We start from the raw sequence: 23953 nt of genomic DNA, 5'->3' as shown, positions 1-23953 counted from the left end.
ATTTTCACAAAAATGTTATTTAAATTGATGGTATGTGCCATTCAACCAATACGAGGCAATCTCATGAGTTTTTTTAAAAATCTTTTTAATAATTTAGGTGGACATCACGGTGGTGGTCATGGAGGATCTCATGGGCGTGGGCATCATGGCGGCAATTATGGACCCTCCAATTATCCGCCCACCACTCAAGGGCCAAATGGGGTCGCTTGCCCTTCGTGTAATAGTATCAACTCTCCCAATTCACGCTTTTGCCAGCAATGTGGTACCGGTCTTGGTGAAAAAATCTGTGCATCCTGCAATTCTCAAGTTCAAGCGGGAGCGAAGTTTTGTTCAGGTTGTGGTAAGCCAATTTAATTATTACGGCTAGCTAAATACTTGGTCTTCCAAAACCCAAATGTATTACGTTTAAGCTAAGTGTTTTGAACTTCTGTACCGATCCAATTCTTTTTTGGCAGAACTACATTTACACACCTTTGTATTTAAGTTCATGAGATTGATAAATCGTCACGCTAGCGGCAGAGGAAATTAACATGAAACTAAAAATTTTTTTGAGCGCGGTAATTCTAGGGGTAAGTGGATGTGCTAGTGTGCAGCAACACTATCAATACGAAATACTAAATGCACAAACAGATCATATTAAATTTAAGTTCTTAATAGCATCTAACCGGGATGGTCACGAAACTTTATCAGGCTCTCTATTCCATAAATTTAGTAAGCTTGAATTTGATAAAGGGCACGTTGATATCAGTGTTTATGATGCATCAGGAACGTTTCTTTTTGATGCTATTGGAACTTATCGACCACCACTCAACGCTTATCATGAGTGGGTACAAACCGGCGTTAAATTCAAAGTAGATCTCCCCTCAGAAATTCCACAAGGCGCAACTGTTAAATTGGCTTTCCATAAAGAGCAATTTTCAGAAAAAGATGGTGTTCACGGTAAAAATATATCGCGATAAATAGTTGTATTTTTAGAACTGTTTTCACTGTAAAGAGCGGATAAATTTGATTTTAGAATCTTGTGCTAAGCTCAAAACAACTTTAGGAGAGTTTACAGGAGCTTTGCATGAACCGTTTTATTTATTCCATGTTTCGGATTTTCTTTCTTTGCACTCTTGTGGCGAGCCTCCAACTACAGGCAGAGGAAGCCGGTCCTATTGCAGACAATTCATTTCTTATTGAAGAAGCTTACAATCAAGAAGAAGGTGTTGTTCAGTACATTCAAGCCTATCAGTATTCGCGCCACACAAAAGAATGGATTTACACGTTTACTCAAGAGATTGCCGTTCCAAATCAAACGCATCAATTATCGTATGTAATACCCGTTGCCAGTGTTGGTGATCCGAATTCAGAAAAAGGTATCGGCGATGTATTAATTAATTATCGGTATCAGCTTGTTGCGAATGACACACTTGCTATTGCGCCTCGCATTACTTTAATAGCTGCCACTGGTGATGAAGAAAAGGGTTTGGGAAATGGCGCTACAGGTTATCAAGTTAATTTACCGATTAGTTTATTGCTTAATGAAAAATGGATAACCCACTGGAACCTTGGTACAACTTATACACCTAATGCAAAAGATGGCCTTCACCCAAAACAAAATCTGTCAGGTTACAACTACGGTGCGAGTATTATTTATCTACAATCAAATACCTTCAATTGGATGCTCGAATACGTTAAAACGAGTTCAGATGCATTTGATGAAGACGGTGGTAAAGTTACAGAAAGTGCAGCATTTATAAACCCAGGATTTCGTTTCGCCAAAAATTTCAGCTCTGGATTACAAATTGTATCTGGACTTAGTTTTCCTATAGGCCTTGGACCATCTAAAAATGACAATGGCTTTTTGCTGTATTTATCTTTTGAAAAATAACAACTGGCTCCAGTTAGAAGTCTTTGAGCTCAACGGAAATCCTTTTGCACCTACCTAATCAACAAGGGCCAAGGATTGGTCCATGCACCTTAGTCTTTGACTGAAGACGCCCGAAGCAATATTCGTTGTAGAAAATCAATCAATTGCAATGACGATAAGTGGCAAATAATGTTTCATTGAAAAAACCGTTAATTAATTATTGTTAGTGAAAAAAAGTGCATTTTGCTTATCGCCATGAAAGCTGTTTGAAAAATATATTCAGCATAATTTTCATTGAACGCTTTTCCAGCCAGCAACAATAATCGCCATTCCTAACAAGGCAACACCAGCTCCGATCCAATCGTAAATTGACAGAGTTACACCATCCACGAATCGCAGCCACACTAACGCCGTTGCAACATACACACCGCCATAGGCAGCATACACACGCCCACTTGCTGCGGGGTGTAACGTAAGCAACCACACAAATAGTGCTAGGCTTGCCGCTGCGGGCAGAAGTAGCCAAATTGATCCACCTTTACGAAGCCAAAGATAAGGTAGAAAACAGCCGATAATTTCTGCCAACGCAGTAGCGAAAAATAATAATGTTGTTTTGATCATATCTGCCTTCAGATTATTCGTTGTGTTTGTTGTAGAGGGTATCAACAATAGTGCAATCAGGAGCTTTGGTGCCAGGACAACAGCATTTGCAGCTTTGCGCCATTGCCAATAATGAATCTTTAATGCGCTGAAGTTCCGCCAGTTTTTCGTTTACGGTAGTGAGATTGGCTTCTACTAGCTCTAATGCCTCAGCACATGATCGCTCGGTGTTTTCCGATAAGCTTAATAATTCTCTAGTGTTATCCAGAGTAAAGCCCAACCCACGGGCTTTTAAAATAAATCCTAGTCGCTTCTCATGCTTTTTCGTGTAAAGGCGATGGCCTCCGCCAGTGCGTTGCGGCTCAGGTAGTAAGCCCAGTTTTTCGTAATACCGGATAGTCTCAATATGGCATCCAGTCTCGCGTGATAGTGCGCCAATTCCTGTCATCTAAATTTCCCTCCGCAAAGTGCTTGCATCTGTAGCTACTACAGATTTTATCCTTAATGTACCTGTAAAACACAACCCAAAGGAGTTTTGTATGAATAAGCCCAAGTCTGTATGGCTAACCATTGCTGCGATTATCGCCTGTGTTGGTTGTTGTAGTGTCCCCCTGTACTCCTTATTCGTTGGAGGTGCAGGACTGACGCTCTTACTGAGTAGCACTACAACTGAGATACTGAAATGCGTTCTGCCACTTTTTTTATTCGGCCTTGGATATCTACTTTATCGCAAGTACCAAGCAAGGAAACATTGTTGCCCATCCCCCCAAAGTGAGTGCAGCAGCAAGAAGTGCGCAAGTAGTCCTGATAGTGAGTGATAGTTGTTGGTTGACTTAAGCAAAGGCAAAAATCTCATTGGTACGTGTCAAATGATGATTTCACCTGAGCTTTTGTTGCATCATGATGCTGTAGTTGGCTTAGTGTCCAGTGTTTATATTTAACCGTCCGAACTATTTATTCTTGAGCAATTTTTCCACTGTTAACGCTATGGCCCAAGCGTCGTGATCCGCACGATGTTGCGTTAATTTATTGTTTTCGAAGGTCTTGGTAAGCTCACTGGAAAAGCTCGCGCGCTGGTCATTGCCGATTAGTTCACCAATGTCAGCGATGCGAAGATTGAATACTCCCAGCCGCTGCAACCATAAACTTTCCCACGCCGGGGCATCAGAATAGATGACCTCATGCCCATTCAGTTTTTCTGTTATTTCTGCATACACCTGATGAGCAGGAATACCATGCTCTTCGATAAACGAGCGCCTTAGCCCATGAATAGCCTGACTTTCAAGTGACCAATCAATCCAATCAGCTCGTGGTTTGATAACCCAGTAATAAACCTGTCCCGCGACAACCAATCCTGCGCTTATGGGATAACTGGTGTCGGACAAACTGCTTGCTTCAAAATCCAGAATCGGAGGTAATACCATCATAAAGTCCTGATATTTAAGTCATCCACAAGCATCATTACGCTTTAGAAATGCAAGCTTGCTGCTGCTTGCGGATCGACAGTTTTCCGATGTCCTTTGCCCACTAGAATATAGGCGGTATTACGCGTTATAAAAAAACAGTTTTCTTCAAACCTGACCAATGCCGTGGTTTTGACATTCCAACCTTCTTGGAAACGCCTGCTGCTGTCCCAAATCAAATAATGAGCAAAAACGATAGCTGGCTGTATTCCATTTTCTTGGAAAAGACCACGAGTTTCCTCTGATACTTCAAAGTCCCACCACATCCAGCTCTTAACAGCCCTAATAGCTCTGTTGGGGTAGCGTGTTTTTGCCATATCAATCATGGCAGGCAAAAGTGATTCATCGATACCAAAGTCACAAAAGATTCCAGTTTCGTAAAGCATACCAGCCACTTCTTGAATGGCATCAGTCGGAGCTTTCATGGAAATACCTTAGGCGCAGAGCCGTTGTAATGTGAGCAATTCTTGCCGGAAACGACCAAACATATTGATATTGGCTTCGTAATAGGTTGCGAGTAATGTGCCTTGTGGAGCTGGATTGATGTCCTGTGACGCAACTGAAGGAGATGGCGCACTATCAAAATCAAAATGCAATCGTTCCATCTCAGTACTGGGCGGCTCACTTTGAGCCTGGGGTTTTGATACATCGTCTGCAACCAACAACGAAGGCATAACATCGCGACGGAGGGTGCCTGCGTCTGGAATTTCTTCAATGATACGTCCGGCATATTCAGCCAAGCTGGGCTCAGCTGGAACGTACAAGTAGCTATCACCAGGGTGAATACCATCCATGCGTAAAATACGTCCCAACACTTGTCGAAAATGCAGCTCAGTTTTAACGCGAGTTAAATGACAGCACACTCGCAAGCGAGGAATATTGGTACCTTCACTCACCATACCAACAGATATGATCCAGGGTTCGTTACTCGCCCTGAACGTCGTAATCGCGGCTTGCGGATTCTCGCCCATGTAAGTGGCAATCACGGCTATTTCACCCAAGCGACGCTGCAAAATATCCGCAATCTTGTAGGCGTGTTCCACTGAGGCGGCCACAATCAGCCCACCAGCGTCAGCGTGTTGTTTGCGCAACGTACGCAGCTTCTTTGAAGATTGCTCCAATAGATAGGTAATTAATGCCTCGTTTCTGATGAGTTCCTGATAGGAACAATCAGACTGCTTCAGGAGGTCAGCAAAGCACGTAAATATCTGCTCCTCACTTCCTTGATGAATGTGAATGCGATCATTATCCACCAGCGTAATCACCGGAGCGCGACACACATTATCCTTAACCGCATCTCGTAACCCGTATACGAAGTCGCAGTGAACTTTGTCTTCTAATGTGTAATTTGCCAAGGAAATAGGAATACGGTCGGAACGCCAGGGTGTACCCGTCAAAGCTAAAGTAAACGCGGCTCGCCCTTGAATGCGCTCAATAATTTGGTGACCCCAAGCATTGGTATTGTCTGCTGAATCGCCTGCACAATGATGAATCTCATCAAAGATAGCGAATATGCGGTACCTATCGAACAATGACCAAAATTTTTCATCCTGAGTCAACATGGATTGGTAAGTCAGCGACTGTCCCTTTGATCCCAAGCGACCATCCATCGGCAATTGGACTTGTTGTTCTAGTGCACTTTGAAAATCCGTCGCGACTATAACGGAGGGAGAAAAGCACAGAACCAAATCAATTTTATTTTTTTGGAGCAGTAATCCCGCCAGTGTGGCGGCCATTCGCGTTTTTCCAGCGGCAGGCGTTGCTAAACAAAGGAAGTGATGATGACCACTGGTGTATTGAACTAAGGCTTTACGAATGCAGTTTGACTGCCACTGGCGCAGACGCATAATTAACCCGCTTCTGTTACCAATAAGCTCTCCAATGCTTTTACTCGTCCCAGTAATCGTGAACAACGCTCGCGCGACTCGTTATAGCGTGGTTGAGCAATCTCACGCAAATCTGGCATCTCTTGGCAAATTGCTTCGTATTCCTCCATTTCGCCCATCGCAGTCAAGACTTCCGCTTGATGTACTTTTAGTCTTTCTTTAAGGCTTGCCAGTGGATCAGTATTCAATTGCACAGCATCTGTATCTACAGATGGAAAAGGTGATATTGCGACTGAGGGGGTAGCTTTGTACAGCTGGATAAATTGCTGCGTCAACGCGTAATGCGGCCATCTACCAGCTGCTTTTAAACGCTCCATATAACCCACTTTCATCAACCTTTGCATATTACGATATACAAATTGCCGAGCTGCTTTTTTTGACGTATGCAAGCTTGAAGGATGTTGTAGGTAAGTCTCTGTAAGCTCATCCACCGTAAATGAAGTAACACTAATATCTTTCAATACATCAAGTATTTCAGACTTCAAAGCAATCTCTTTCATAGGAATAATTATCATTTGTGCCGCGAATTTCGCGCCATTCTAGCCGGTCTCTATCATCCGGGCAATGAAATCCTCTCCTTATTCACCTCACTATGAAAAACTCCAGACTTGGCTGAAAGAACAGCGAGGAAAGAGTGGCTACTCGCAGCGCGAAGTATCCGAAATCATGAATCGCCATCACTCGATTGTGGGCAAGATAGAACAACGCCGAAAGAAAATTGAGTTGCTGGAGTTTGTAAAATACTGCCAGGTGTTAGGCGCAGATCCGCATGAAGGGCTAGCACTATTAATTCAATCCCTTGGGGAGGAAAACTAGTTGTTGCTTACTCTGGCTAACTTATTCTCATTAGTTAGCAATGGATGCAACTTATTAATTTAATCAGCGGCGTGGAGTTTGCTGATCAAGGTCTTCCAGGGATAGTCCTTTACGAATTGCGTTATTAGCCCACCTTACAAATTGTTCCAATAATTTATCATTTTCACGTTTTAGTCGAGCGGTTCGCTCTTCTAGTTCGTGGATTCTATCTTTTGCTTGCTTGAGAGCTGCGTTGCCATATCCTCCTTCTTGTGGTGTGCTTTGTAATCTATTCTTTGCATGATCCCAAGCATCTTTAATTCGAGCGTGACGAAGCATTGCAGCTTTGGTGTACTTGTGATTGATTTGAGTAGCTAATATTGCTAGATATCTTTCCCATGTTAACTTTCCTGTCCAGCCATCAAGTAGTTCTACAGCTTTTTCAATATTTTTGTCATTGAGTTTTGGGGCGCCCATTAGAATATACCTATATTTTTATCTTTAAAAAATTGAGAACTGTTAATAATCTACGGCTGCATTGCTATCTCGAAAGCCAGTCCAGTCTTCGTTTGGCTCATGGGGACTTTAGGTAGTGATATAAGTGTTGAATCTTTAATGTTTGGATCTTTTAGTTTTTGGACTGCCAGCTTCCAGCGCTCCAGTTTTGGTCGATTTAATTCCAACCATCGTTCTACACCTGGCTCACCATTCTCTAAAGCTTCTGTTGCTATCCGTACTGCATTTTGAAGTAATTGCAATTGAGTCTCTGCTTCTTCTAGCTGAGCTCTATCTCCTTTCGTAAACAAGTGCTCACCACAATTAATGCAATCTTTGTCTTTGGGGCAGGGTGTCAGAGAATAATCGTGCCGGCACAGTCCATATCTAGTTACGTGAATAGCTCCTAATTCATGCTTAATTGCGTCGGCTTTGGTAATTAAATTGATGTCTGCAATAGTATTAGTTTTTTCATTCAATGGGCCTTCGATCGCGGGCTCAGGCACGTCTGCTTGCAGGAGTCGATAGGCTTCGATAAACGCCTCTTGAGGTACGTGGTTGTACCATTTGTTTTGGCTAACATCTCTTCTGCCGGACCACAGCGCTATCAATGATTGGTTGAGGTACTTGGATTGCGCGAGAGTATTTAAAAAGTGCCGAAATTGATGGGAAGTAATTTCTAAAGGATTGCCGTCCTCGTCGATTTTATTGTTTCTGAAGAATACAGTGAGGCCAGCTGGATGTGCGCCTAGTTGATGGTTTATCTGGCTGACAGATACAGTGTCTGGGACATATTCGAGTGTATCGGCACGTGGTCTGAAAATGTTTTTAGGAAGTGTGAATAAAGCGTCACTGTATTTAAGATTGCTAGCCTTACAAATTATAGGAAATGATTTTGGAAGTTGGGCGTTAACCCAGCGTTCAACTGATTTAAAGCAATAAATGGCTGCACTTGTTGTGTTTTGTGCTTCATTGAAACGGGATTTATCAGTAGTCAATCCTACGTTGATAAATTTACATGTCTCTGCAGCAAAAGAACTCTTAATTAGGTTTCTTCTTCCTAGTATTTTAGTTATTTCGCATAGAGTTAATGGTTGATCTCGAAGATGCTCAAATCCTTCTGGAAGATATAGTTGCCCTGGATTTAATTCATACCACGATGCGGCCTTTCTAGCATTTGCTCCAATATCAATAAGATAGTTAATTGCACTCTGAGTGAGAGCGGCGGCATTGTCAGAAAGAGCAAATTTTGTGATAGGTTGCCCCCCCTTAATTGGGTGCCATCGTAATCCCATTGCCACTTGATTAGGGCCTTGCGCTTGTACAACACACTTTACTGAAAGTGATAAAATTTCAGTCACTCTGCTTGGTGCGTGCATTGCTAGACATACCCAGCTGGTTGTTATTTTGTCTGGAGTATATAGTGAAGAGTTATGGATTTCTGCGAGTGCTAAAATTGTTTGTACTGATGGAAGTTTTTCGTGGTTGCCATTCGAGTTTACTCGATCACTGCGGGTAGGTGTTTTATATTTAAAAGGAGACTTCCAATCGAGAAATTGATTGCTTAGCCGAGCAGGTTCTATGAAATTTATTATAATCTTCTCAAGTTGTTTTCCGAGTAACCAAGGATCTTGATAGCGCTCTTTTAAAAAAATACTGGTTGTATCAAGAACATCTGTAGAAAGATTCGTAATGCAAGGAATTTGTTTGCAATGAATAAGTGCTTGCTCTAAAGTTTGTAGAGCATACAAAGGACGTTTATATTCCACCGGTCTGTATTTTCGCAAATATTCAGAAAAGGTAGCTTTAGCAAAACTTTTAAATGGCTCTTGAAGTGGTGTAGTAATTTTGGTTGAATTTTTTGTATCTGTTGCTGATTTAAAATATACATACGCTTTCCCTTTTCCTTGGTAACCTTTTTTACATATTTCTGTTACGTCCCATATATCGCTATTCCAATCTACGTTGTCTAGAGGACAATTTTGTTTGGCGTGCTGAATAAATTTCTCAAGATTTTGCTGGGCTGTTAATTCGGCGTGTCCCTGAAAAGAAGTGATTATATTCATTTTGTATTTTCCCCTTTTAAATCACGTAAACTAATGATTTCTTTTGTTGCATCAATTGCATTTTGGGTAATCATTTTTATGCGATCTTCACGCTCTTTGGATTGATCTTCCTCGAGCTTACTTAATAGTTGATTCCATGGGGCTTCACGAAATGGTTCAAAGTAACTGCAGGTCAAGCAGGCGATTGGAGCATTTTGATAACATTTGGCTTGGGTTCCACACGCACCTAATTGTTGTCCTGTGAGATGCATAAAATCCCTTATTAAACTCGCGCCTTTATCTTGTTGAGTTGCTTCACTTATATCAGCAATTAACTTACCCCTAAATGCTCGCGCAAAATAATCCATTTCCTGGCCGATTTTTTCCCGAATAGGTTCTTGTAGTTCTGGCATGGAAGCTCGGTAAAATTGGATACAGCTTGTGCTGCGGTGAGTGAGCAAACGAGCTACTTCCATATCAGACGCTCCTTGGCGAAGCGCTCTTGTCGCGAATGTATAGCGGAATCGATAAGGTGTAATGGGAATGGTGCTTTCTAATCTATCTGACCAAGTATTTAGTTTGTCAAACAGTGTCGTGATTCGATTTGATAAAGTGCTTGAGACTCCTTCAAAAAGTGATTTTTCGGTGCTTAACTGAAGCTGCTCAATATAGGTTATCAGTATTTCTGCTAATACGCTGGGAGCACGACGCCACCAATATGATTGTTTTGCTGTTTGTTCGCCTTTTGCAAGTGGCACGCGCAGATTGACTTCTTTGCCTTCTGGCCCTTCCAAGATTTGTACATCTTTGACTTTCATGCGCGCGATTTGAATTGGCCGAAGTCCAGTAGCAATAAACATCCATGTAAGTGCGAACGCAGAAATGTCAATTTTGTTGGTGCTGAATGCGTAATTTAACTCTGTGTGAAGACTATGCAATTCTTGATCAGTTAATGCGCCACATTCAGGGTCATTGGTTATTAATGAAAAATACGAACCATTACCTTTTTCTTCCCATTTGTAGTCCTTTAGGAGAAATTCTCTTGTTTCTTCGTCAATTCCTTTCAGGCCAGTTGAAATTTGGCGACGAAGAAACGGAACTATAAAGGGATGATAGCTTGAGGGGATTTTAGATAATAGGTTAATCGAATTAATGGATATTTCATCATCTGAGACCAGATTAAGTTCATCATTCCAAATTTTTAATCCGCGGGAAGTTACGGCTAAATAGGTCAGGCTATGAGTTGCAGCTAGATTACAGATACCTTTAAACCAGTTTTTATGAACAACATATCCTGTGTTTAGCCATGCAAGATGGATTATAAAATTGCCTGCATCTGATGTGGTAAAAGTTTGCTCGTTCGCTGCTTTTATTAATACTGCTCTCCCGTCCAAGAGAATAACTTCTTGCTCCATCACAAGACTTTCCGGTATTGGAATAGGTTGACGATTCATCAATTATTTCCCTGCTGCCATGGGTTGTTTGCGAGATATTCTGCATGTGAATCGGCAGATTTTCTAATATGCCTTTTTGCATATCTTATGGCTTCGCGAGAATTATCCGACCAACCCATAAGTCGATTGCGCATTTGTTGTTCTTGTTCGGAAGAAATTTTATTTGGATTATTATCAATCATTTCACTGAAACGGTCATTCCATGTACGTCGCATCGAGTGAGGGGATAAAAAATTTGGCACCTCTAAGATATTTTCTCGAATATTTTTAAATATTTTATTGATCGAATTATTAGATAAGTGCGCGCCTTTTTCTGTTGTCAGCAAGTAGCCTTTCTTGCGACTTGATAAAGGCAATTTCGACCAATAGTCTAAAATATATCTATGAAATCTATCTGAGAGTTCTTGTGAGTGCGGTACTGTGCGAGGAATGGTTTTAGATATTCTTATGCGTGTGTGGCATGTAATTCGGTCAATATCATCAATTTTAATATTTCTGATTTCATCTCTACGGGCCCCTGTATCATAAAAAAGGAGCCATACAATGAGGTTACGGTGTTTAATAAAATTTGAGTTAAATGGATTTTTTGGTGATCCTGGGTGTAGTGCTTCCTTAATTATAGTAACTATTTTCCTGTCAAGTCCTTCAAGATTTTCGTCGTCTTCAGCAGGATGTACCCTTGGTGTTAATGATCGTAAGTAATTAATACTTGTTTCTGCAAGGGATTTAAAAATTTCCAATGAATTTGCGTTGATATCAGATTTACTGACTCGTCTTCTTTTATGATATTCCAGATACATTGCTATCCAGCGTATACGACTAGCGCCTTCATGGCGGTTACCTGCAGTGATAGATTTGTGCTTCGTTTCTCTAGCATATCTAATTTTTTCAGAGGAAATAATATTCCTGTGATTGTTCTTTGATTTTTTTAAGTATGCGTTTTGTGACTCTGCATTACAGCGAAGGAATATAGCTAATTCCTCAATTTCATCAGTGTTGAGAAATTCTCCCGTTGTTAAGCGTTGATCTAAATCTTTAATGGTAGTTTGGATTGATGCCCAAGCGTAAAGCATCCCCAATGATCTTAAAACTTTTATGCAAGTGTTATGTGATTTTCCTGTATTTCGGTATTGAGAGTTGACAAATATGTTTGCCCAAAAAAAAGGGCTGCCCTCATCATTGATGAGGACAGCCATTTTGTCATTATCAGCGGCAATAAATGTTCTGATTGAGTAATTCATAATGTATACGCTCTCCCTAGTATTCAATAACTAAGAATAACGGAAAGAGCAGGTATACGCAAAAAAGATAATAAACTATAGGTTTATCAAATAGTTATCCCAGAAAAGTATATGTTTCATCTGCGGTGATTCCTATTGGCAAGCCTCGCAATCCGGGTTGTCGATTGAGCATGCCAGTGGAACTGGCGCTGCCTTCTCGAAACTAGCTTGTTCAATTTCCGAAACCACAGGCGCTGCCACCGCAGGAGCTGCAGCAATTCCACCGGCACCTGTTGCAGATACGGCATTCAATGCACCTGTATTGATGGTGGATTTCTCGGTTGTAGTGGCTGCTAAGGCGCGCAGGTAGTAAGTGGTTTTAAGGCCGCTGTACCATGCCATACGGTAGGTGATGTCGAGCTTCTTACCATTAGCGCCAGCGATGTACAGGTTCAAGCTTTGGGCTTGATCGATCCACTTTTGGCGACGGCTTGCAGCTTCCACAATCCACTTGGGTTCTACTTCAAAGGCGGTGGAATAAATCGCTTTCAAATCGGCAGGAATGCGATCAATTTTTTGCACGGAACCTTCGTAGTATTTCAAATCATTAACCATTACCGCATCCCACAGGCCGCGAGCTTTAAGGTCGTGCACCAAGTGTGGATTTACTACGGTGAATTCACCAGACAGGTTAGATTTCACGTAGAGGTTTTGGTAAGTCGGCTCAATGGATTGTGTTACACCGGTGATGTTAGAAATAGTTGCCGTTGGTGCAATTGCCATCACGTTTGAGTTGCGCATACCTTGCGATTTAACTTGTGCGCGCAATGAATCCCAATCAAGCGTTTGGCTGCGATCAACTTTAATGTAATTTTCGCCACGGTTTTGTGCGAGCTTCTCAATAGAGTCGATCGGCAAAATGCCTTGGCTCCACAAAGAACCTTCGAAGGTTGAATACTTGCCACGCTCTTTTGCCAATTCACTTGATGCTTTAATGGCGTAGTAACTTACTGCTTCCATTGAGGTATCTGCGAAGGCCACAGCTTCATCAGAGCTGTAAGCGATGCGTTGCAAATAAAGCGCATCCTGAAAGCCCATAATGCCCAAACCGATTGGACGGTGACGCAAATTAGATGCTTTAGAAGTTGCAACCGCGTAGTAGTTAATGTCGATAACGTTATCGAGCATACGAATTGCAGTTTGCACTGTGCGCTCTAATTTCGCTTGATCAAGTTTGCCATTCACAATGTGTTGTGCAAGGTTAATAGAACCGAGGTTACATACGGCAATTTCATCATTAGCTTTAGTGTTCAAGGTAATTTCGGTACACAGGTTAGATGAGTGAACCACGCCTGCGTGTTGTTGTGGGCTGCGCAGGTTACATGGATCTTTGAAGGTGATCCATGGGTGGCCAGTTTCAAACAACATGCCGAGCATTTTTCGCCACAAATCTAATGCGCGAACAGTTTTAAATACTTTGATTTTGCCCGCAGCGGCTTCTTGCTCGTAGAAACTGTAGCGATCTTCAAAGGCTTGGCCGTATAAATCGTGCAAATCTGGAACATCGTTTGGCGAAAAAAGAGTCCACTCTTTATCATCAAACACACGCTTCATGAACAAATCGGGAACCCAGTTAGCGGTGTTCATGTCGTGGGTGCGGCGGCGATCGTCACCGGTGTTTTTGCGCAGCTCTAAGAATTCCTCGACATCCATATGCCAAGTTTCTAAGTAAGCACAAACAGCACCTTTACGCTTACCACCTTGGTTTACAGCTACTGCGGTATCGTTCGCCACTTTTAAGAATGGAACAACACCTTGTGATTTGCCGTTAGTGCCTTTGATGTAGGCACCCAATGCACGCACTGGAGTCCAATCGTTACCCAAACCGCCTGCGAATTTACTGAGCATGGCATTGTCTTGCATTGCGCCGTAAATGCCATGAAGGTCATCGGGTACGGTTGTTAAATAGCAAGATGACAACTGTGGACGTAAAGTACCTGAGTTGAATAGGGTTGGGGTAGAGCTCATGTAATCGAATGAACTTAACAAGCGATAGAATTCAATCGCGCGCTCTTCTTTGTTTTTCTCTTCAATGGCCAAGCCCATAGCAACACGCATGAAGAACACTTGTGGCAATTCAATACGAACATCGTTGCTGTGAATGAAGTAGCGGTCGTATAGCGTTTGCAAACCTAAGTAGGTGAATTGCAAATCGCGATCAGCTAATAAGGCTTTACCCAATTTTTCGTGATCGAATTTTAATAATTCCGGTGAAAGCAATTCCAGCTCAACACCTTTTTTCAAATAAGCGGGCAGGGCGCGAGCGTAGTAAAGCTCCATATCGGATTGGGTCGCTTCTTTGGCGATGCCGAGGAAGCCCAATGCTTCAGCGCGCAATTTGTCCATCAACAAGCGTGCAGTTACAAAAGAATAGTTGGGCTCTTTTTCTACCAGTGTGCGGGCAGTGATAACCAAAGAAGTGTTTACGTCAGATTCGTTTACGCCGTCATAAAGATTGCGCATGGCTTCATCGAGAATCGCTTTCTCTTCTACGCCTTTTAAATTAGCGCAAGCTTCAGCAACTATGGTGCGCATGCGGGCGATGTCCAATGGCGCGCGGGTGCCGTTGGCCAAAGTTACGCTAATGCTTGGGTATTCATTATCGGCAGCTTGTTCAGCAGCGCGTTTTTCAGCGCGCATACGCGAATGCTGTTCGCGATAAAGCACATAGTCGCGAGCTACTTTTTGCTCGCCAGAGCGCATCAGTGTCAGCTCAACTTGATCCTGAATCTCTTCAATGTGAATAGTGCCACCAGAAGGCATGCGGCGTTTAAAAGTCGCGGTAATTTGCTTGGTAAGGTTGTCTACGGTTTCATGGATGCGGGTAGACGCGGCAGCAGTACCACCTTCAACAGCAAGGAACGCTTTGGTCATTGCAATAGCGATTTTGCTTGCATCGAACGGAACAACAGTACCGTTGCGTTTAATGATACGCAGCTGCCCCGGTGCCGTAGCGGCCAAGTTTGGAGTGCCGTGAATGTCGTGTTGAGGTGCTGTGCTGGTGCTTTCAATGTCGGTGTGCATAGACGTCTCCCGCATGAGGTCTGATCCGTAGTTATGGTGTAAAAACGTAAATCGGCTAAATCCTTGATTGAATTGATAATGCTTATGGCTGTGACAACTCAATCGATCGAAAAAACTGAGCGAGGCTGGGCTCGTTCTTGATATCCAAGCTGTTTAACTAAAATGTGAGTACCAAAATCACTAACTTAAGTCGCTAACTCATCTAACCCTTATGAGGACGAGTGCCATCTTTGCGTTATTAAAATCAGGGCTAAACGGTTTGTCGGCAGGCCTCACTAATTGCTACCTACCGACATACTGCAACCACTATCGCCCCGTATTTACCGACCAACTTTAACTCCAGGACTCAGAGTTGAAGGTAAACACAAGATATAGTGGAAGCGGTTCCCCATACTGCTGATTCCAAAACCTCGCGCTTAGGCTCTGTTTCGGCTGTTTATACGGTTGAAACACCTGATAAACACTCAATTGGGTTAAAAAGTCTCGCTAAAAACCTATTGACAGACGCGTCGCCTTACTATGGTTAAAGCCCAAAATGTCGATTGGAGAAGTCTGTCACAAAACCCTATATATAGGGGTAAATCAAAATTGAGCTACAAGATAATGCGGTTAAAAGATTAATGCAAGCCTGAAAAAAGACGCTTGCCCTGTGGATAAGATGTGGGTAGTCAGTGAAAAAGATGCGCATAACCCAAGAAATACAGTAGTTCCGCGGTGTTTATTGCTTTAGCCTAGCTTTAGATGAAGGTTAGAATTTTTTCTTCTAGGTAAACAAAGTGTTTATTACTACATATTGTGGTCTTAATGAAAGCGGATTTGGTGTAATTTGGCTGTGTGTTTTATATGTAATATTCAGGTGATGGTCAGCGCAAAAGCTTGCGATATTATTATCATATAGTAATAATGACTAATTGGTTGTGAGTGTGCTTGCGCTAACAATCCAATAGTTAACAGCAGCGAAAAACCATAAAACGAAGGCTAATAAAGCTAAATACTTAAAGCTAAACGCTGCCTTTTAAAGCTGAACACTACCTTTGCATGAGGAAACAATAAGAATGTACAAGCTAACTCGGTCCATTATTGCGTTACTTTTACTCTCTCCTTTCTGTTCTGCCGCATTCGCGGATCATCCGGTAAAACACAATGTGGGTATCGTCTGGGCGAGCCCAAAAGACTTCAAGTTGACCTTGGATATACATGTACCCCAAACCCAAAGTACAAAACCCAAGCCCGTTTTGGTGATTTTCCATGGAGGCGGCTTTCTATTGAATAGCAAATCGATCATGACTGACCTTGCCACCAGCATCGCAAGTCGTACCGACGTAATCACCGTGAATGCTAACTACCGTTTATTGTCGGACCTCGATAACACCACAACCATCAATGAAATTATTGAAGATGGCATGGGCGCGGTTTTGTGGGTGAAAGACAATATTCAACAATACGGTGGAGACCCAACCAAGGTTGCAGTAACGGGCGATAGCGCTGGCGGCCACTTGGCCTCTATGGTGATGCTGGCTGGTCGCAATTTGGATAGCGATGGTTTTGCGAAAAAGCCATTAGGATTTAAGCCTACCTACCTTCCGCAAGGTATGACGGCCGAACAGGTCGCGAAAAAAGACGGCCTGAAATTACAAGCTGCAATTCTCAGCTACACTGGTTTTAGTTTGGTTGGTATGGCTGAAAATGGCTTTGAGAAAGGCGGTCCGATATGGGGATGGGCACACGCAAAACCGCGCGGCTTTTTTGGTGATGCTATCAACCTAAAAGATAACCCTGAATATTATTTGGCTTTGTCTCCAGACCAATATTTAGTAAGTGCCAAGAAATATAAGTTGCCACCACAATTTGTGCATGTGGGCGAGAACGACCAAGCAACCAAACCAGAATTTTCGCAAAAATATGTAGAGCAACTTAAAAGTTTGGGACAAGAGGCCAAGCTTAAAATTTATCCTGGTAAAAAGCATGGCTTCCTGGATTCCGGTTGCAACGATTACAACCAAGGATGTTTTGACGATATGTCTAAACCAGCGGTTGACGACATGATCGCGTTCTTAAACGAAGTATTTGGTCTATAAAAAATCCAGTTTTGGTCTCCGCATAAACGTAGAAAGTTGTGCGGAGATTAACAAGCGGGCAACACAGCGCAGTCACCTCAGGCTGCGTATCTCTCCAATAAAAAGATGGAAATCATTATGGGTAAATTTACGCTTCCCCAGTTAAATCATTTTCCGCGCATGCACAAATTGACTTTGAAAAAGCTGCGTTTGAAAAAACATATCGGCACTCTTAATTCAGTCGCTTCGACCTGTACTCTTGTTTCGGCAATGCTGTTCTCCACATTCGCCAGCGCGCAGCTCATGCCAGATCAATTTCGGCCAAAAGTGTTGCCGTACAAAGATACCTCGCTCAGCTTTGAAGAGCGCGCCAAAGATTTGGTGTCACGCATGACGCTGGAAGAAAAAACACCACAGCTAATTAACGACGCTCCGGCAATTCCTCGTCTTGGTGTGCGTGAATATAACTGGTGGAACGAAGGCTTACACGGCGTTGCCGCGTTAGGTGATGCAACCGTATTTCCACAATCTGTAGGCATGGCGGCCGCATTTAACGAACCCCTTATGCACGAAATTGGCGATGTGGTGAGTACCGAATTCCGCGCAAAACATTTCTCCAAACTTCATCGCTTCGGTGGTTCAGATTGGTTTGCAGGTTTAACCGTTTGGGCGCCGAATATTAATATTTTTCGCGATCCGCGCTGGGGACGTGGTCAAGAAACCTATGGTGAAGATCCATATTTAACATCACGTCTTGGCACTGCTTATGTAAAAGGTTTGCAAGGCGACGATCCACGTTATTTAAAAACCGTTGCGACTCCCAAACACTACGCCGTGCACAGTGGGCCAGAAGCAGGTCGTCATCGCGATAACGTAAACCCAAGCGCAAAAGATCTTGAAGAAACTTATTTGCCTGCATTCCGTGCAACGGTTGTTGAGGGTAAAGCGGAATCCGTAATGTGCGCCTACAACGCAATCAATGGCGTTCCAGCTTGCGCAAACACCATGTTGTTAAAAGATCACTTGCGCGATAAGTGGGGCTTCAAAGGCTTTGTTGTATCTGACTGCGCCGCCGTATTTGATATTTATTTCAAAGGCAGTCATGGGTTCACCGCAACACCAGAAGAAGGTATTAAAGCCGCCTTTGAGAGTGGTATGGATTTAATTTGTGGCGAAGCCGACGAAGCAAATAATATCAACAGTGCACTTAAAAAAGGTTTAATCACTGAAGCACAAATTGATGCTTCTTTAGTACGTTTGTTTACGGCAAGAATGCGCCTCGGTCAATTTGATCCGCGCACGCAAGTCTTCCCTAAAATTACGGCGAATGATAACGACACTGACGAGCATCGCAATTTGGCTCGCAAAATTGCTAGCGAATCGCTCGTGTTGTTGAAAAACAAAGACAACTTCTTGCCATTCAAGCCGTCTGTTAAAAAGCTTGCGGTTATTGGTCCAAATGCCGATAGCGTTGCTGCGCTGGAAGGAAACTATAACGGCAGCCCTTCAAAACCTGTCACTGTGTTGAAAGGTATGCGCGCACGTTTTGGTGAAAACAATATTCAATTCGCGCAAGGAACTGGATTGGTTGACCCTGTGCAATCAGCTGTGCCTAACGACGTATTGTGTGCCGACGAAAAATGTAAAAAATCTGGCTTGAATGCAGAATATTATGTGGACAAGAGCTACAAAGATAAGCCTCTCAGCAAGCGTGTTGATGCCAACGCAACTGTAACCTGGAGCAATCAAGTAGCGAGTGGCGCCGTGCGTTGGACGGGTTTTGTGAAAGCGCCTGAAACGGGCACTTACTCTATGCGCTACCTCGCCGATGGCGGCTACCGCATTTGGGTCAATGACAAAATCGTTATTGATGCGTGGAATGTTGACTGGCGCCCCGTAATTGCAAGCGGTACTGTCGATATGGTTGCAGGTCAAACCTACCGTTTGAAAATTGAAGCATTCCAACGCGGTGAGAAAGGCGACGAGAAATTATTGTGGAGCCTGCCATCTAACCCAGGGGCGCAAGCTGCTGTGGCTGCGGCGAAAGATGCAGACGCGGTTGTGTTTGTTGGTGGTATAACTGCCCAAGTTGAAGGCGAAGAAATGCCGGTACCCATGCCCGGTTTTACCGGCGGTGATCGCACGGATTTGAATTTGCCTGCTGCGCAACGCGCGTTGCTTAAACAACTTTACGCCACCGGCAAACCTGTTGTGGTTGTGTTGATGAATGGCAGTGCTTTATCAGTTAACGAAGAAGATGCATCTGCAACTGCATTGGTTGAAGCTTGGTATCCCGGTGGGCAAGGTGGAGAAGCGGTCGCATCTATGTTGGCAGGTGATTTCAGCCCAGCAGGTCGTTTACCAGTAACCTTCTACAAATCGCTCGATCAATTGCCAAAGTTCACCGATTACTCCATGGAAAACCGCACCTACAGATTCCATACGAATGATGTGCTTTATCCATTCGGTTACGGTTTGTCTTACAGCAAGTTCACTTACAGCAACGTCAGTGCTCCTAAACAATGGGATGCGAATGGCAATGTCACTGTAACTGTAGATGTAACCAACGCGGGCAATATGGATGCCGACGAAGTTGTGCAGGTGTACGCCGCTCGCAAAGATATTCAAGGCTCACCGATTCGCACTCTCGTTGGTTTCCAACGCGTTCATATTGCCAAAGGCAAAACGCAGAAGGTGACTTTCCAATTGGATGATCGTCGTTTAAGTACGGTAGATGCCAAAGGCCAACGCGCAGTTGTCCCCGGCACTGTTAATCTTTGGGTTGGTGGAGGCCAACCAGCGCAACGTGCCGGTCTTGAGCCTGCTGCTGGAAGCGAAACCAGCGTGATCATCAAGAAAGGTAAAACTGTGTTGTAATCTGTCTAGTGATGCTTATCTTAAGCATTCATATTGATAAGATCATGAAATGGCTCCGATAGACTCGGAGCCATTTTTTTATGGAGCCGTAAACATTCGGCACTTACTTTTCTGCCAACATACTCATTCACTAACATACCCATCCACTAACTCAAGAAAAATCTCTATGAAAAAGTTAATGATTGCTTTAAGTATTTTAATTAGCATTTTTGCGGTTACCCCCGCACTAGCTGCTGAGGATTCTCCTGTGTTTGAATTGCGTGTTTACACTACTCACCCCGGTAAAATGCCAGATTTGTTAGCGCGCTTTAAAAATCACACCACTAAAATCTTTGAGCGACACGGGATGGTTAATGTCGGCTATTGGTTGCCGGTTGAACAGAAGGATGGCGACAAGCTTTATTATATTTTGAAGCACAAAAGCCGCGCAGCTGCGGAAGCTTCTTGGAAAGCTTTTGGTGCTGATCCAGAATGGGTAAAAGTGCGTGCGGACAGCGAAGCTAAAGGGCCGATAGTGGCGAGCGTTGAATCAACGTTTTTAACGGCGACAGAATTTTCGGCGATCAAATAGTCGGTTGGAAATATTGGATGTCACACACTAATTACTTTGCGCTTTCAGGTTATGCAGACAGGGCGCGAAAAAACAAAAATCAATTTTGGTAAACATAGATCGGCAATGAGGTAAAAACCTATGTTCAGCGGGCATTGTCTTTGTGGCGCGGTACATTACATGTCTACAGGTCCCGCTTTATTTTCCGTAGTATGCCACTGTAGAGACTGTCAGCGTGCGTCTGGCACGGGAGGTGTTCCTGTTCTTGGCGTTCCCCGCGAGTCATTCTCCTGCAGTGGCCCTGTTAAGCAGTCTAAAGTGGTTGGCGGTAGCGGCTATATGGCCGTCCGCAATTTCTGTTCTGAGTGTGGTTCTCTTTTGTTTGGTACGCCTGAATCCGCTCCTGAGATGGTTACCATTTACGCTGGTAGTCTGGATGATTCATCTTTATTTTCTCCGACAGATGCAATCTTCGTTAGCCAACGCAAGGAGTGGGCAGTGCTGGCCCAGTCTCTCAATGAACACCACGGGCTTCCCAAATAATAGACTTTCTTTCACGACGATTTAGTGGCAGCTGGCGCACTCTGCTTAGTGCGCGCCCACTTGCATATAAAGATTTAATTTTCCATCGTCCGCAAAACCAACACCAAGATAGGCAGGGCCTAAAGGTGTTTCGCCGCCTAAATAAATAACGGCTGAATTAAGCCAGCCATCTGTTTCATCGTAGGTATACGCCCGTTTTAATTTCGCCGCTTCCAAACCAAAACCTAACCGTAAATCGCCGTTAAACCCAAGTGGCATTCGCCCGATAATTCGCTCGCCGCGCAAGTGTGTGTAAAGTGCATTGTCAGCAATAATTTGGTTGCTCGCGTAGGCGGAGAGATTTAAAAAACCTCCCAGATAAGCGGCGTCAACCGGAGGCAGTTGCCCAAAGGTAGAACGAATGTAAGTTGTGCGGCCTGCCAATACAAATTTGTCGAGCGGATAAGCAAAGTTGAATTCGCTACTGAATTTCCCATAACCTTCATGCGTGGATTCAAAATAACTTAACTGGGTTGACCAACCGCGTGAGGGAAAGTGCAAGCGGTTGCGGCGATCAATATTAATATCCAACAAAGTACCGCCAAATTTATCGTGGGAATTGCCTAAATCAACAGAGCTTAAGTCAGATATGCTTTTTATATCGTATTCACGCCACGCAAATTTCGCCTGACCGAAGTTACCCAAATTTCTGCCCAAAGCAAATTCAGACCAAGCGCGAATCACTTCGTACTCCGCAACTTTGTTATCGTTTTGAAATACATTCACCATTTCACTTTTGCGATAAATGGAAGGCTGCACAAAATAAGTTTGGCGATAATTCAGGGGTTGATAAAGTTCGGCTTCAAAACCGGGATTGCTACCAATATCTACGCTGCCAAAAAGCTCGCCGCCGTGATGATTAATCCAAGTGCTGCGGTAGGCCCCGCGCAAATCAAAGTTGGTGCCTTGACGGTACTCGTTATTAATATCAAAACCAAAAGTAAAATAATCTGAACTCCATGTGGCTTCGCGCGCGTTGATTTTTAAAATGTTCCGTGATTCTTGCGATGCAATGGTGTAATCCACATTTTCGTAAAAGCCATCGCCGTAGAGGCGAATCAAATCCTGTTCCAGTTTTGTAACGTCCAGCGGTTTGTTTACTTTTTGACGAATATGTTGCTGTATGTAGTCGGGCGATTGGTCTTTCAGCGGGCTAATCGCAATTTCGTCGATGCGAACAGGTTCTTGCGGGCCTTTCTTTTCATTGCGCCATGCGGTGTAAGCCACCTCACTGACTGAATATTGTTTTAGCTTATCTATCTTCGCCTCAGCGGCGGCTTTGCCTATATCTGCAGCTGTCTTGTAATGTAAAAAATCGGCAGCCGAAAATTCGCCGAGTGCGGGCTCTATATAAATATCTTGCGAGCGCAGGGTGGAAATAGATTGCGCCACATTTTGCTTGGCCAAGATATCAATCATCTGCGTGGTAACGCTTAAGAGCGAATCAATTTCTTCGGCGGGCTTTAACGGGGTGCCGACATTTACGGCAATAATAACATCGGGATGGCAAAGCTCGCGCGCAACGCTGATGGGCAAGTTATCAACCAAGCCACCGTCAACTAATTTGTGGCCTTCGTAATCAACCGGCGTCATGAGCCCCGGTACTGACATGCTTGCGCGCATCGCGAGTGGGAGGCTGCCTCTTTTGAATACAAATTTTTCGCCTGTGCCTATATCAGTTGCTACCAATGCAAGCGGAATAGGCATTTCTTCAATGTTGCGAGCAGCGTAATCTGCGCCAACCAGCAAATTGAAAAACAATTTAATTTTTGTGCCCGCGATAACACCTGATTTAAGCGTAACACCGCGTTTAGTTAACCCGAGCTCAGCGCCCGATAGAAATCTATTGGTCACACGCTTTTTACGAAACCCAAGTTCTGAATAGTCTGCAGAATCCAGAAATAAATCTGTCCAATCTGCTTTGTCTAATTTCTCGCGCATTTCCGCGGAAGATAAACCTGCCGCGTAAGCGCCTGCTGTAAGGCCGCCCATACTGGTGCCAACCACGCATGCTAAAGGAATTCGCTCACGTTCGAGTACCTCCAGCACACCTATATGCGCCGCGCCGCGCGCGCCACCGCCACCTAACACCAGCGCAATACGTGGAGATGTTTGCGTATTTTGTTGTGGTTCGGTAGCTGTCTGTGCTTGAGTGAAAAAAGCGTGGATGCAGATGATAAGCATCAGGAAAAGACGTGCGGAAAAAAATTTCTGCATGGCGACAATTCGCATCCTTTGATTAAGCTAAGTTGAACAAGTTTATTATTGGCGCAAAAGCTCGTAAGCACACATATTCACCGCAGACGCGAGGTTTAATGATTCAATAGCGCCAGAGCCGGGAATGCTAAATGAATGAACATCGATCTCTGTAAGTAATTCATGAGGTACGCCGCGCGCTTCGTTACCAAATAAATAACAATCAAATTCCTTAAAGCTAGCATCGCTGGGTTTGTTGCCGTGCATATCAAGGCAAGCAATTTTGTTGTAGCGGTTATTTATTTCATTCAGTGAAACATCAAGTTCCATCGGTAAATGAAAAATAGCGCCCATACTTGAGCGAACCACTTTCGGATTGTAGGGATCTACCGAATTCGGGCTAAGCAACAAACGGAAATTTCCAAACCACGCGAGGGTGCGCACTATGGTGCCGAGGTTGCCCGGATCCTGCACTTCGTGAAGATAAATTGCTCGCTCACCTTTTTGCGCGTTATCACTTTTAGGTAAAAAAGGCACAACCGCAAGAATACCTTGTGGTGTTTTGGTATCTGAAATTTGTGCCATTTGTTTTTCGGTAATCAGGCTTTTCCGAAATTCACTTGGCCAATCTGCAAAGGCTTCGGTAACGTAAAGCTCGCTGTGCTTGAGCGAGGGAATTTTCTCTGCTGCTTTCTGCAGTTCAAGAATAAGATGCTCGCCCTCAACCAAAAAATGGCCAAGCTCTTCGCGATATTTTTTTTGTTGTAATTTTTTTACGTCGTCGAGTTTCATATTTT

General features: G+C 43.6%; 21 protein-coding genes. 8 read left to right on the top strand and 13 right to left on the bottom strand.

Going from position 1 to position 23953, the window contains the following annotated elements:
• Positions 1 to 12: 12 nt before the first annotated feature.
• The 3 genes from U1F02_RS02350 to U1F02_RS02340 all read left to right on the top strand — a co-directional run bounded on the left by U1F02_RS02350 (position 13) and on the right by U1F02_RS02340 (position 1873).
• Positions 13 to 354 (top strand): zinc-ribbon domain-containing protein, encoded by a 342-nt coding sequence (locus tag U1F02_RS02350; RefSeq protein ID WP_409988740.1) that lies wholly within the window; start codon positions 13 to 15, stop codon positions 352 to 354.
• 176 nt (positions 355 to 530) lie between these two features.
• Complete coding sequence (locus U1F02_RS02345) at positions 531 to 959, top strand: hypothetical protein (RefSeq protein ID WP_409988739.1); 429 nt, start codon at positions 531 to 533, stop codon at positions 957 to 959.
• A 107-nt stretch (positions 960 to 1066) separates the two neighbouring features.
• Positions 1067 to 1873: a hypothetical protein gene (locus U1F02_RS02340; RefSeq protein ID WP_409988738.1), complete on the top strand. Its 807-nt coding sequence runs from the start codon at positions 1067 to 1069 to the stop codon at positions 1871 to 1873.
• Positions 1874 to 2143: 270 nt separating this feature from the next.
• Here the strand turns inward: U1F02_RS02340 and U1F02_RS02335 are convergent, their stop codons facing one another.
• The 6 genes from U1F02_RS02335 to U1F02_RS02310 form a co-directional block, all read right to left on the bottom strand.
• On the bottom strand, positions 2144 to 2473 hold the full coding sequence (locus U1F02_RS02335; protein ID WP_409988737.1) for a YnfA family protein: 330 nt from the start codon (positions 2471 to 2473) through the stop codon (positions 2144 to 2146).
• Positions 2474 to 2486: 13 nt separating this feature from the next.
• Positions 2487 to 2900, bottom strand: coding sequence for a MerR family transcriptional regulator (locus U1F02_RS02330; protein ID WP_409988736.1), 414 nt, complete (start codon positions 2898 to 2900; stop codon positions 2487 to 2489).
• A 502-nt stretch (positions 2901 to 3402) separates the two neighbouring features.
• Positions 3403 to 3879: a hypothetical protein gene (locus U1F02_RS02325; RefSeq protein WP_409988735.1), complete on the bottom strand. Its 477-nt coding sequence runs from the start codon at positions 3877 to 3879 to the stop codon at positions 3403 to 3405.
• Positions 3880 to 3920: 41 nt separating this feature from the next.
• Entirely contained in the window at positions 3921 to 4340 is a 420-nt protein-coding gene (locus U1F02_RS02320) for a DUF6957 family protein (protein ID WP_409988734.1), read from the bottom strand.
• A 9-nt stretch (positions 4341 to 4349) separates the two neighbouring features.
• A complete protein-coding gene (locus U1F02_RS02315; protein ID WP_409988733.1) occupies positions 4350 to 5762 on the bottom strand; it encodes a DEAD/DEAH box helicase in 1413 nt (470 codons plus the stop codon).
• Between the two features lie 2 nt (positions 5763 to 5764).
• A complete protein-coding gene (locus U1F02_RS02310) occupies positions 5765 to 6301 on the bottom strand; it encodes a hypothetical protein (protein WP_409988732.1) in 537 nt (178 codons plus the stop codon).
• A 64-nt stretch (positions 6302 to 6365) separates the two neighbouring features.
• Between U1F02_RS02310 and U1F02_RS02305 the strand changes: the two genes are divergently transcribed.
• Positions 6366 to 6617, top strand: coding sequence for a helix-turn-helix domain-containing protein (locus U1F02_RS02305; protein ID WP_409988731.1), 252 nt, complete (start codon positions 6366 to 6368; stop codon positions 6615 to 6617).
• 63 nt (positions 6618 to 6680) lie between these two features.
• Here U1F02_RS02305 and U1F02_RS02300 read toward each other — a convergent pair whose 3' ends face one another.
• From U1F02_RS02300 to U1F02_RS02280, 5 genes are all read right to left on the bottom strand, one after another.
• The gene (locus tag U1F02_RS02300; protein WP_409988730.1) at positions 6681 to 7073 is read right to left on the bottom strand and encodes a hypothetical protein; all 393 of its coding nucleotides are present in this window, start codon (positions 7071 to 7073) and stop codon (positions 6681 to 6683) included.
• A gap of 50 nt (positions 7074 to 7123) precedes the next feature.
• Complete coding sequence (locus U1F02_RS02295) at positions 7124 to 9157, bottom strand: hypothetical protein (RefSeq protein WP_409988729.1); 2034 nt, start codon at positions 9155 to 9157, stop codon at positions 7124 to 7126.
• Positions 9154 to 10590: a tyrosine-type recombinase/integrase gene (locus tag U1F02_RS02290; protein ID WP_409988728.1), complete on the bottom strand. Its 1437-nt coding sequence runs from the start codon at positions 10588 to 10590 to the stop codon at positions 9154 to 9156. Before U1F02_RS02290 ends, U1F02_RS02295 begins: the two co-directional genes overlap by 4 nt.
• Positions 10590 to 11831, bottom strand: coding sequence for a tyrosine-type recombinase/integrase (locus tag U1F02_RS02285; RefSeq protein WP_409988727.1), 1242 nt, complete (start codon positions 11829 to 11831; stop codon positions 10590 to 10592). Before U1F02_RS02285 ends, U1F02_RS02290 begins: the two co-directional genes overlap by 1 nt.
• A 132-nt stretch (positions 11832 to 11963) precedes the next feature.
• Positions 11964 to 14894, bottom strand: coding sequence for a ribonucleoside-diphosphate reductase subunit alpha (locus U1F02_RS02280; protein WP_409988726.1), 2931 nt, complete (start codon positions 14892 to 14894; stop codon positions 11964 to 11966).
• A gap of 1055 nt (positions 14895 to 15949) precedes the next feature.
• Between U1F02_RS02280 and U1F02_RS02275 the strand changes: the two genes are divergently transcribed.
• The 4 genes from U1F02_RS02275 (at position 15950) to U1F02_RS02260 (ending at position 20921) form a co-directional block, all read left to right on the top strand.
• Positions 15950 to 16972, top strand: a complete 1023-nt coding sequence (locus U1F02_RS02275) for an alpha/beta hydrolase (protein WP_409988725.1) — start codon at positions 15950 to 15952, stop codon at positions 16970 to 16972.
• 117 nt (positions 16973 to 17089) lie between these two features.
• Positions 17090 to 19828: a glycoside hydrolase family 3 C-terminal domain-containing protein gene (locus U1F02_RS02270; protein ID WP_409988724.1), complete on the top strand. Its 2739-nt coding sequence runs from the start codon at positions 17090 to 17092 to the stop codon at positions 19826 to 19828.
• 166 nt (positions 19829 to 19994) lie between these two features.
• The gene (locus U1F02_RS02265) at positions 19995 to 20399 is read left to right on the top strand and encodes an NIPSNAP family protein (protein WP_409988723.1); all 405 of its coding nucleotides are present in this window, start codon (positions 19995 to 19997) and stop codon (positions 20397 to 20399) included.
• A gap of 159 nt (positions 20400 to 20558) precedes the next feature.
• Entirely contained in the window at positions 20559 to 20921 is a 363-nt protein-coding gene (locus U1F02_RS02260) for a GFA family protein (protein ID WP_409988722.1), read from the top strand.
• Between the two features lie 45 nt (positions 20922 to 20966).
• Here U1F02_RS02260 and U1F02_RS02255 read toward each other — a convergent pair whose 3' ends face one another.
• Both U1F02_RS02255 and U1F02_RS02250 read right to left on the bottom strand, forming a co-directional pair.
• Positions 20967 to 23177, bottom strand: coding sequence for a patatin-like phospholipase family protein (locus U1F02_RS02255; RefSeq protein ID WP_409988721.1), 2211 nt, complete (start codon positions 23175 to 23177; stop codon positions 20967 to 20969).
• A gap of 45 nt (positions 23178 to 23222) precedes the next feature.
• On the bottom strand, positions 23223 to 23948 hold the full coding sequence (locus U1F02_RS02250; RefSeq protein WP_409988720.1) for a TrmH family RNA methyltransferase: 726 nt from the start codon (positions 23946 to 23948) through the stop codon (positions 23223 to 23225).
• Between the last annotated feature and the right edge of the window lie 5 nt (positions 23949 to 23953).

Origin of the sequence: Cellvibrio sp. (assembly GCF_046347455.1) — a bacterium.
Taxonomy (GTDB): Bacteria; Pseudomonadota; Gammaproteobacteria; order Pseudomonadales; family Cellvibrionaceae; genus Cellvibrio.
This window is presented reverse-complemented; position numbering and strand designations above follow the sequence as displayed.

Bases quoted from the DNA above. Each gene is read 5' to 3' on its own strand.
- U1F02_RS02350 (WP_409988740.1), top strand. From the start codon at position 13: ATGTTATTTAAATTGATGGTATGTGCCATTCAACCAATACGAGGCAAT.
- U1F02_RS02345 (WP_409988739.1), top strand. From the start codon at position 531: ATGAAACTAAAAATTTTTTTGAGCGCGGTAATTCTAGGGGTAAGTGGA.
- U1F02_RS02340 (WP_409988738.1), top strand. From the start codon at position 1,067: ATGAACCGTTTTATTTATTCCATGTTTCGGATTTTCTTTCTTTGCACT.
- U1F02_RS02335 (WP_409988737.1), bottom strand. From the start codon at position 2,473: ATGATCAAAACAACATTATTATTTTTCGCTACTGCGTTGGCAGAAATT.
- U1F02_RS02330 (WP_409988736.1), bottom strand. From the start codon at position 2,900: ATGACAGGAATTGGCGCACTATCACGCGAGACTGGATGCCATATTGAG.
- U1F02_RS02325 (WP_409988735.1), bottom strand. From the start codon at position 3,879: ATGATGGTATTACCTCCGATTCTGGATTTTGAAGCAAGCAGTTTGTCC.
- U1F02_RS02320 (WP_409988734.1), bottom strand. From the start codon at position 4,340: ATGAAAGCTCCGACTGATGCCATTCAAGAAGTGGCTGGTATGCTTTAC.
- U1F02_RS02315 (WP_409988733.1), bottom strand. From the start codon at position 5,762: ATGCGTCTGCGCCAGTGGCAGTCAAACTGCATTCGTAAAGCCTTAGTT.
- U1F02_RS02310 (WP_409988732.1), bottom strand. From the start codon at position 6,301: ATGAAAGAGATTGCTTTGAAGTCTGAAATACTTGATGTATTGAAAGAT.
- U1F02_RS02305 (WP_409988731.1), top strand. From the start codon at position 6,366: ATGAAATCCTCTCCTTATTCACCTCACTATGAAAAACTCCAGACTTGG.
- U1F02_RS02300 (WP_409988730.1), bottom strand. From the start codon at position 7,073: ATGGGCGCCCCAAAACTCAATGACAAAAATATTGAAAAAGCTGTAGAA.
- U1F02_RS02295 (WP_409988729.1), bottom strand. From the start codon at position 9,157: ATGAATATAATCACTTCTTTTCAGGGACACGCCGAATTAACAGCCCAG.
- U1F02_RS02290 (WP_409988728.1), bottom strand. From the start codon at position 10,590: ATGAATCGTCAACCTATTCCAATACCGGAAAGTCTTGTGATGGAGCAA.
- U1F02_RS02285 (WP_409988727.1), bottom strand. From the start codon at position 11,831: ATGAATTACTCAATCAGAACATTTATTGCCGCTGATAATGACAAAATG.
- U1F02_RS02280 (WP_409988726.1), bottom strand. From the start codon at position 14,894: ATGCACACCGACATTGAAAGCACCAGCACAGCACCTCAACACGACATT.
- U1F02_RS02275 (WP_409988725.1), top strand. From the start codon at position 15,950: ATGTACAAGCTAACTCGGTCCATTATTGCGTTACTTTTACTCTCTCCT.
- U1F02_RS02270 (WP_409988724.1), top strand. From the start codon at position 17,090: ATGGGTAAATTTACGCTTCCCCAGTTAAATCATTTTCCGCGCATGCAC.
- U1F02_RS02265 (WP_409988723.1), top strand. From the start codon at position 19,995: ATGAAAAAGTTAATGATTGCTTTAAGTATTTTAATTAGCATTTTTGCG.
- U1F02_RS02260 (WP_409988722.1), top strand. From the start codon at position 20,559: ATGTCTACAGGTCCCGCTTTATTTTCCGTAGTATGCCACTGTAGAGAC.
- U1F02_RS02255 (WP_409988721.1), bottom strand. From the start codon at position 23,177: ATGCAGAAATTTTTTTCCGCACGTCTTTTCCTGATGCTTATCATCTGC.
- U1F02_RS02250 (WP_409988720.1), bottom strand. From the start codon at position 23,948: ATGAAACTCGACGACGTAAAAAAATTACAACAAAAAAAATATCGCGAA.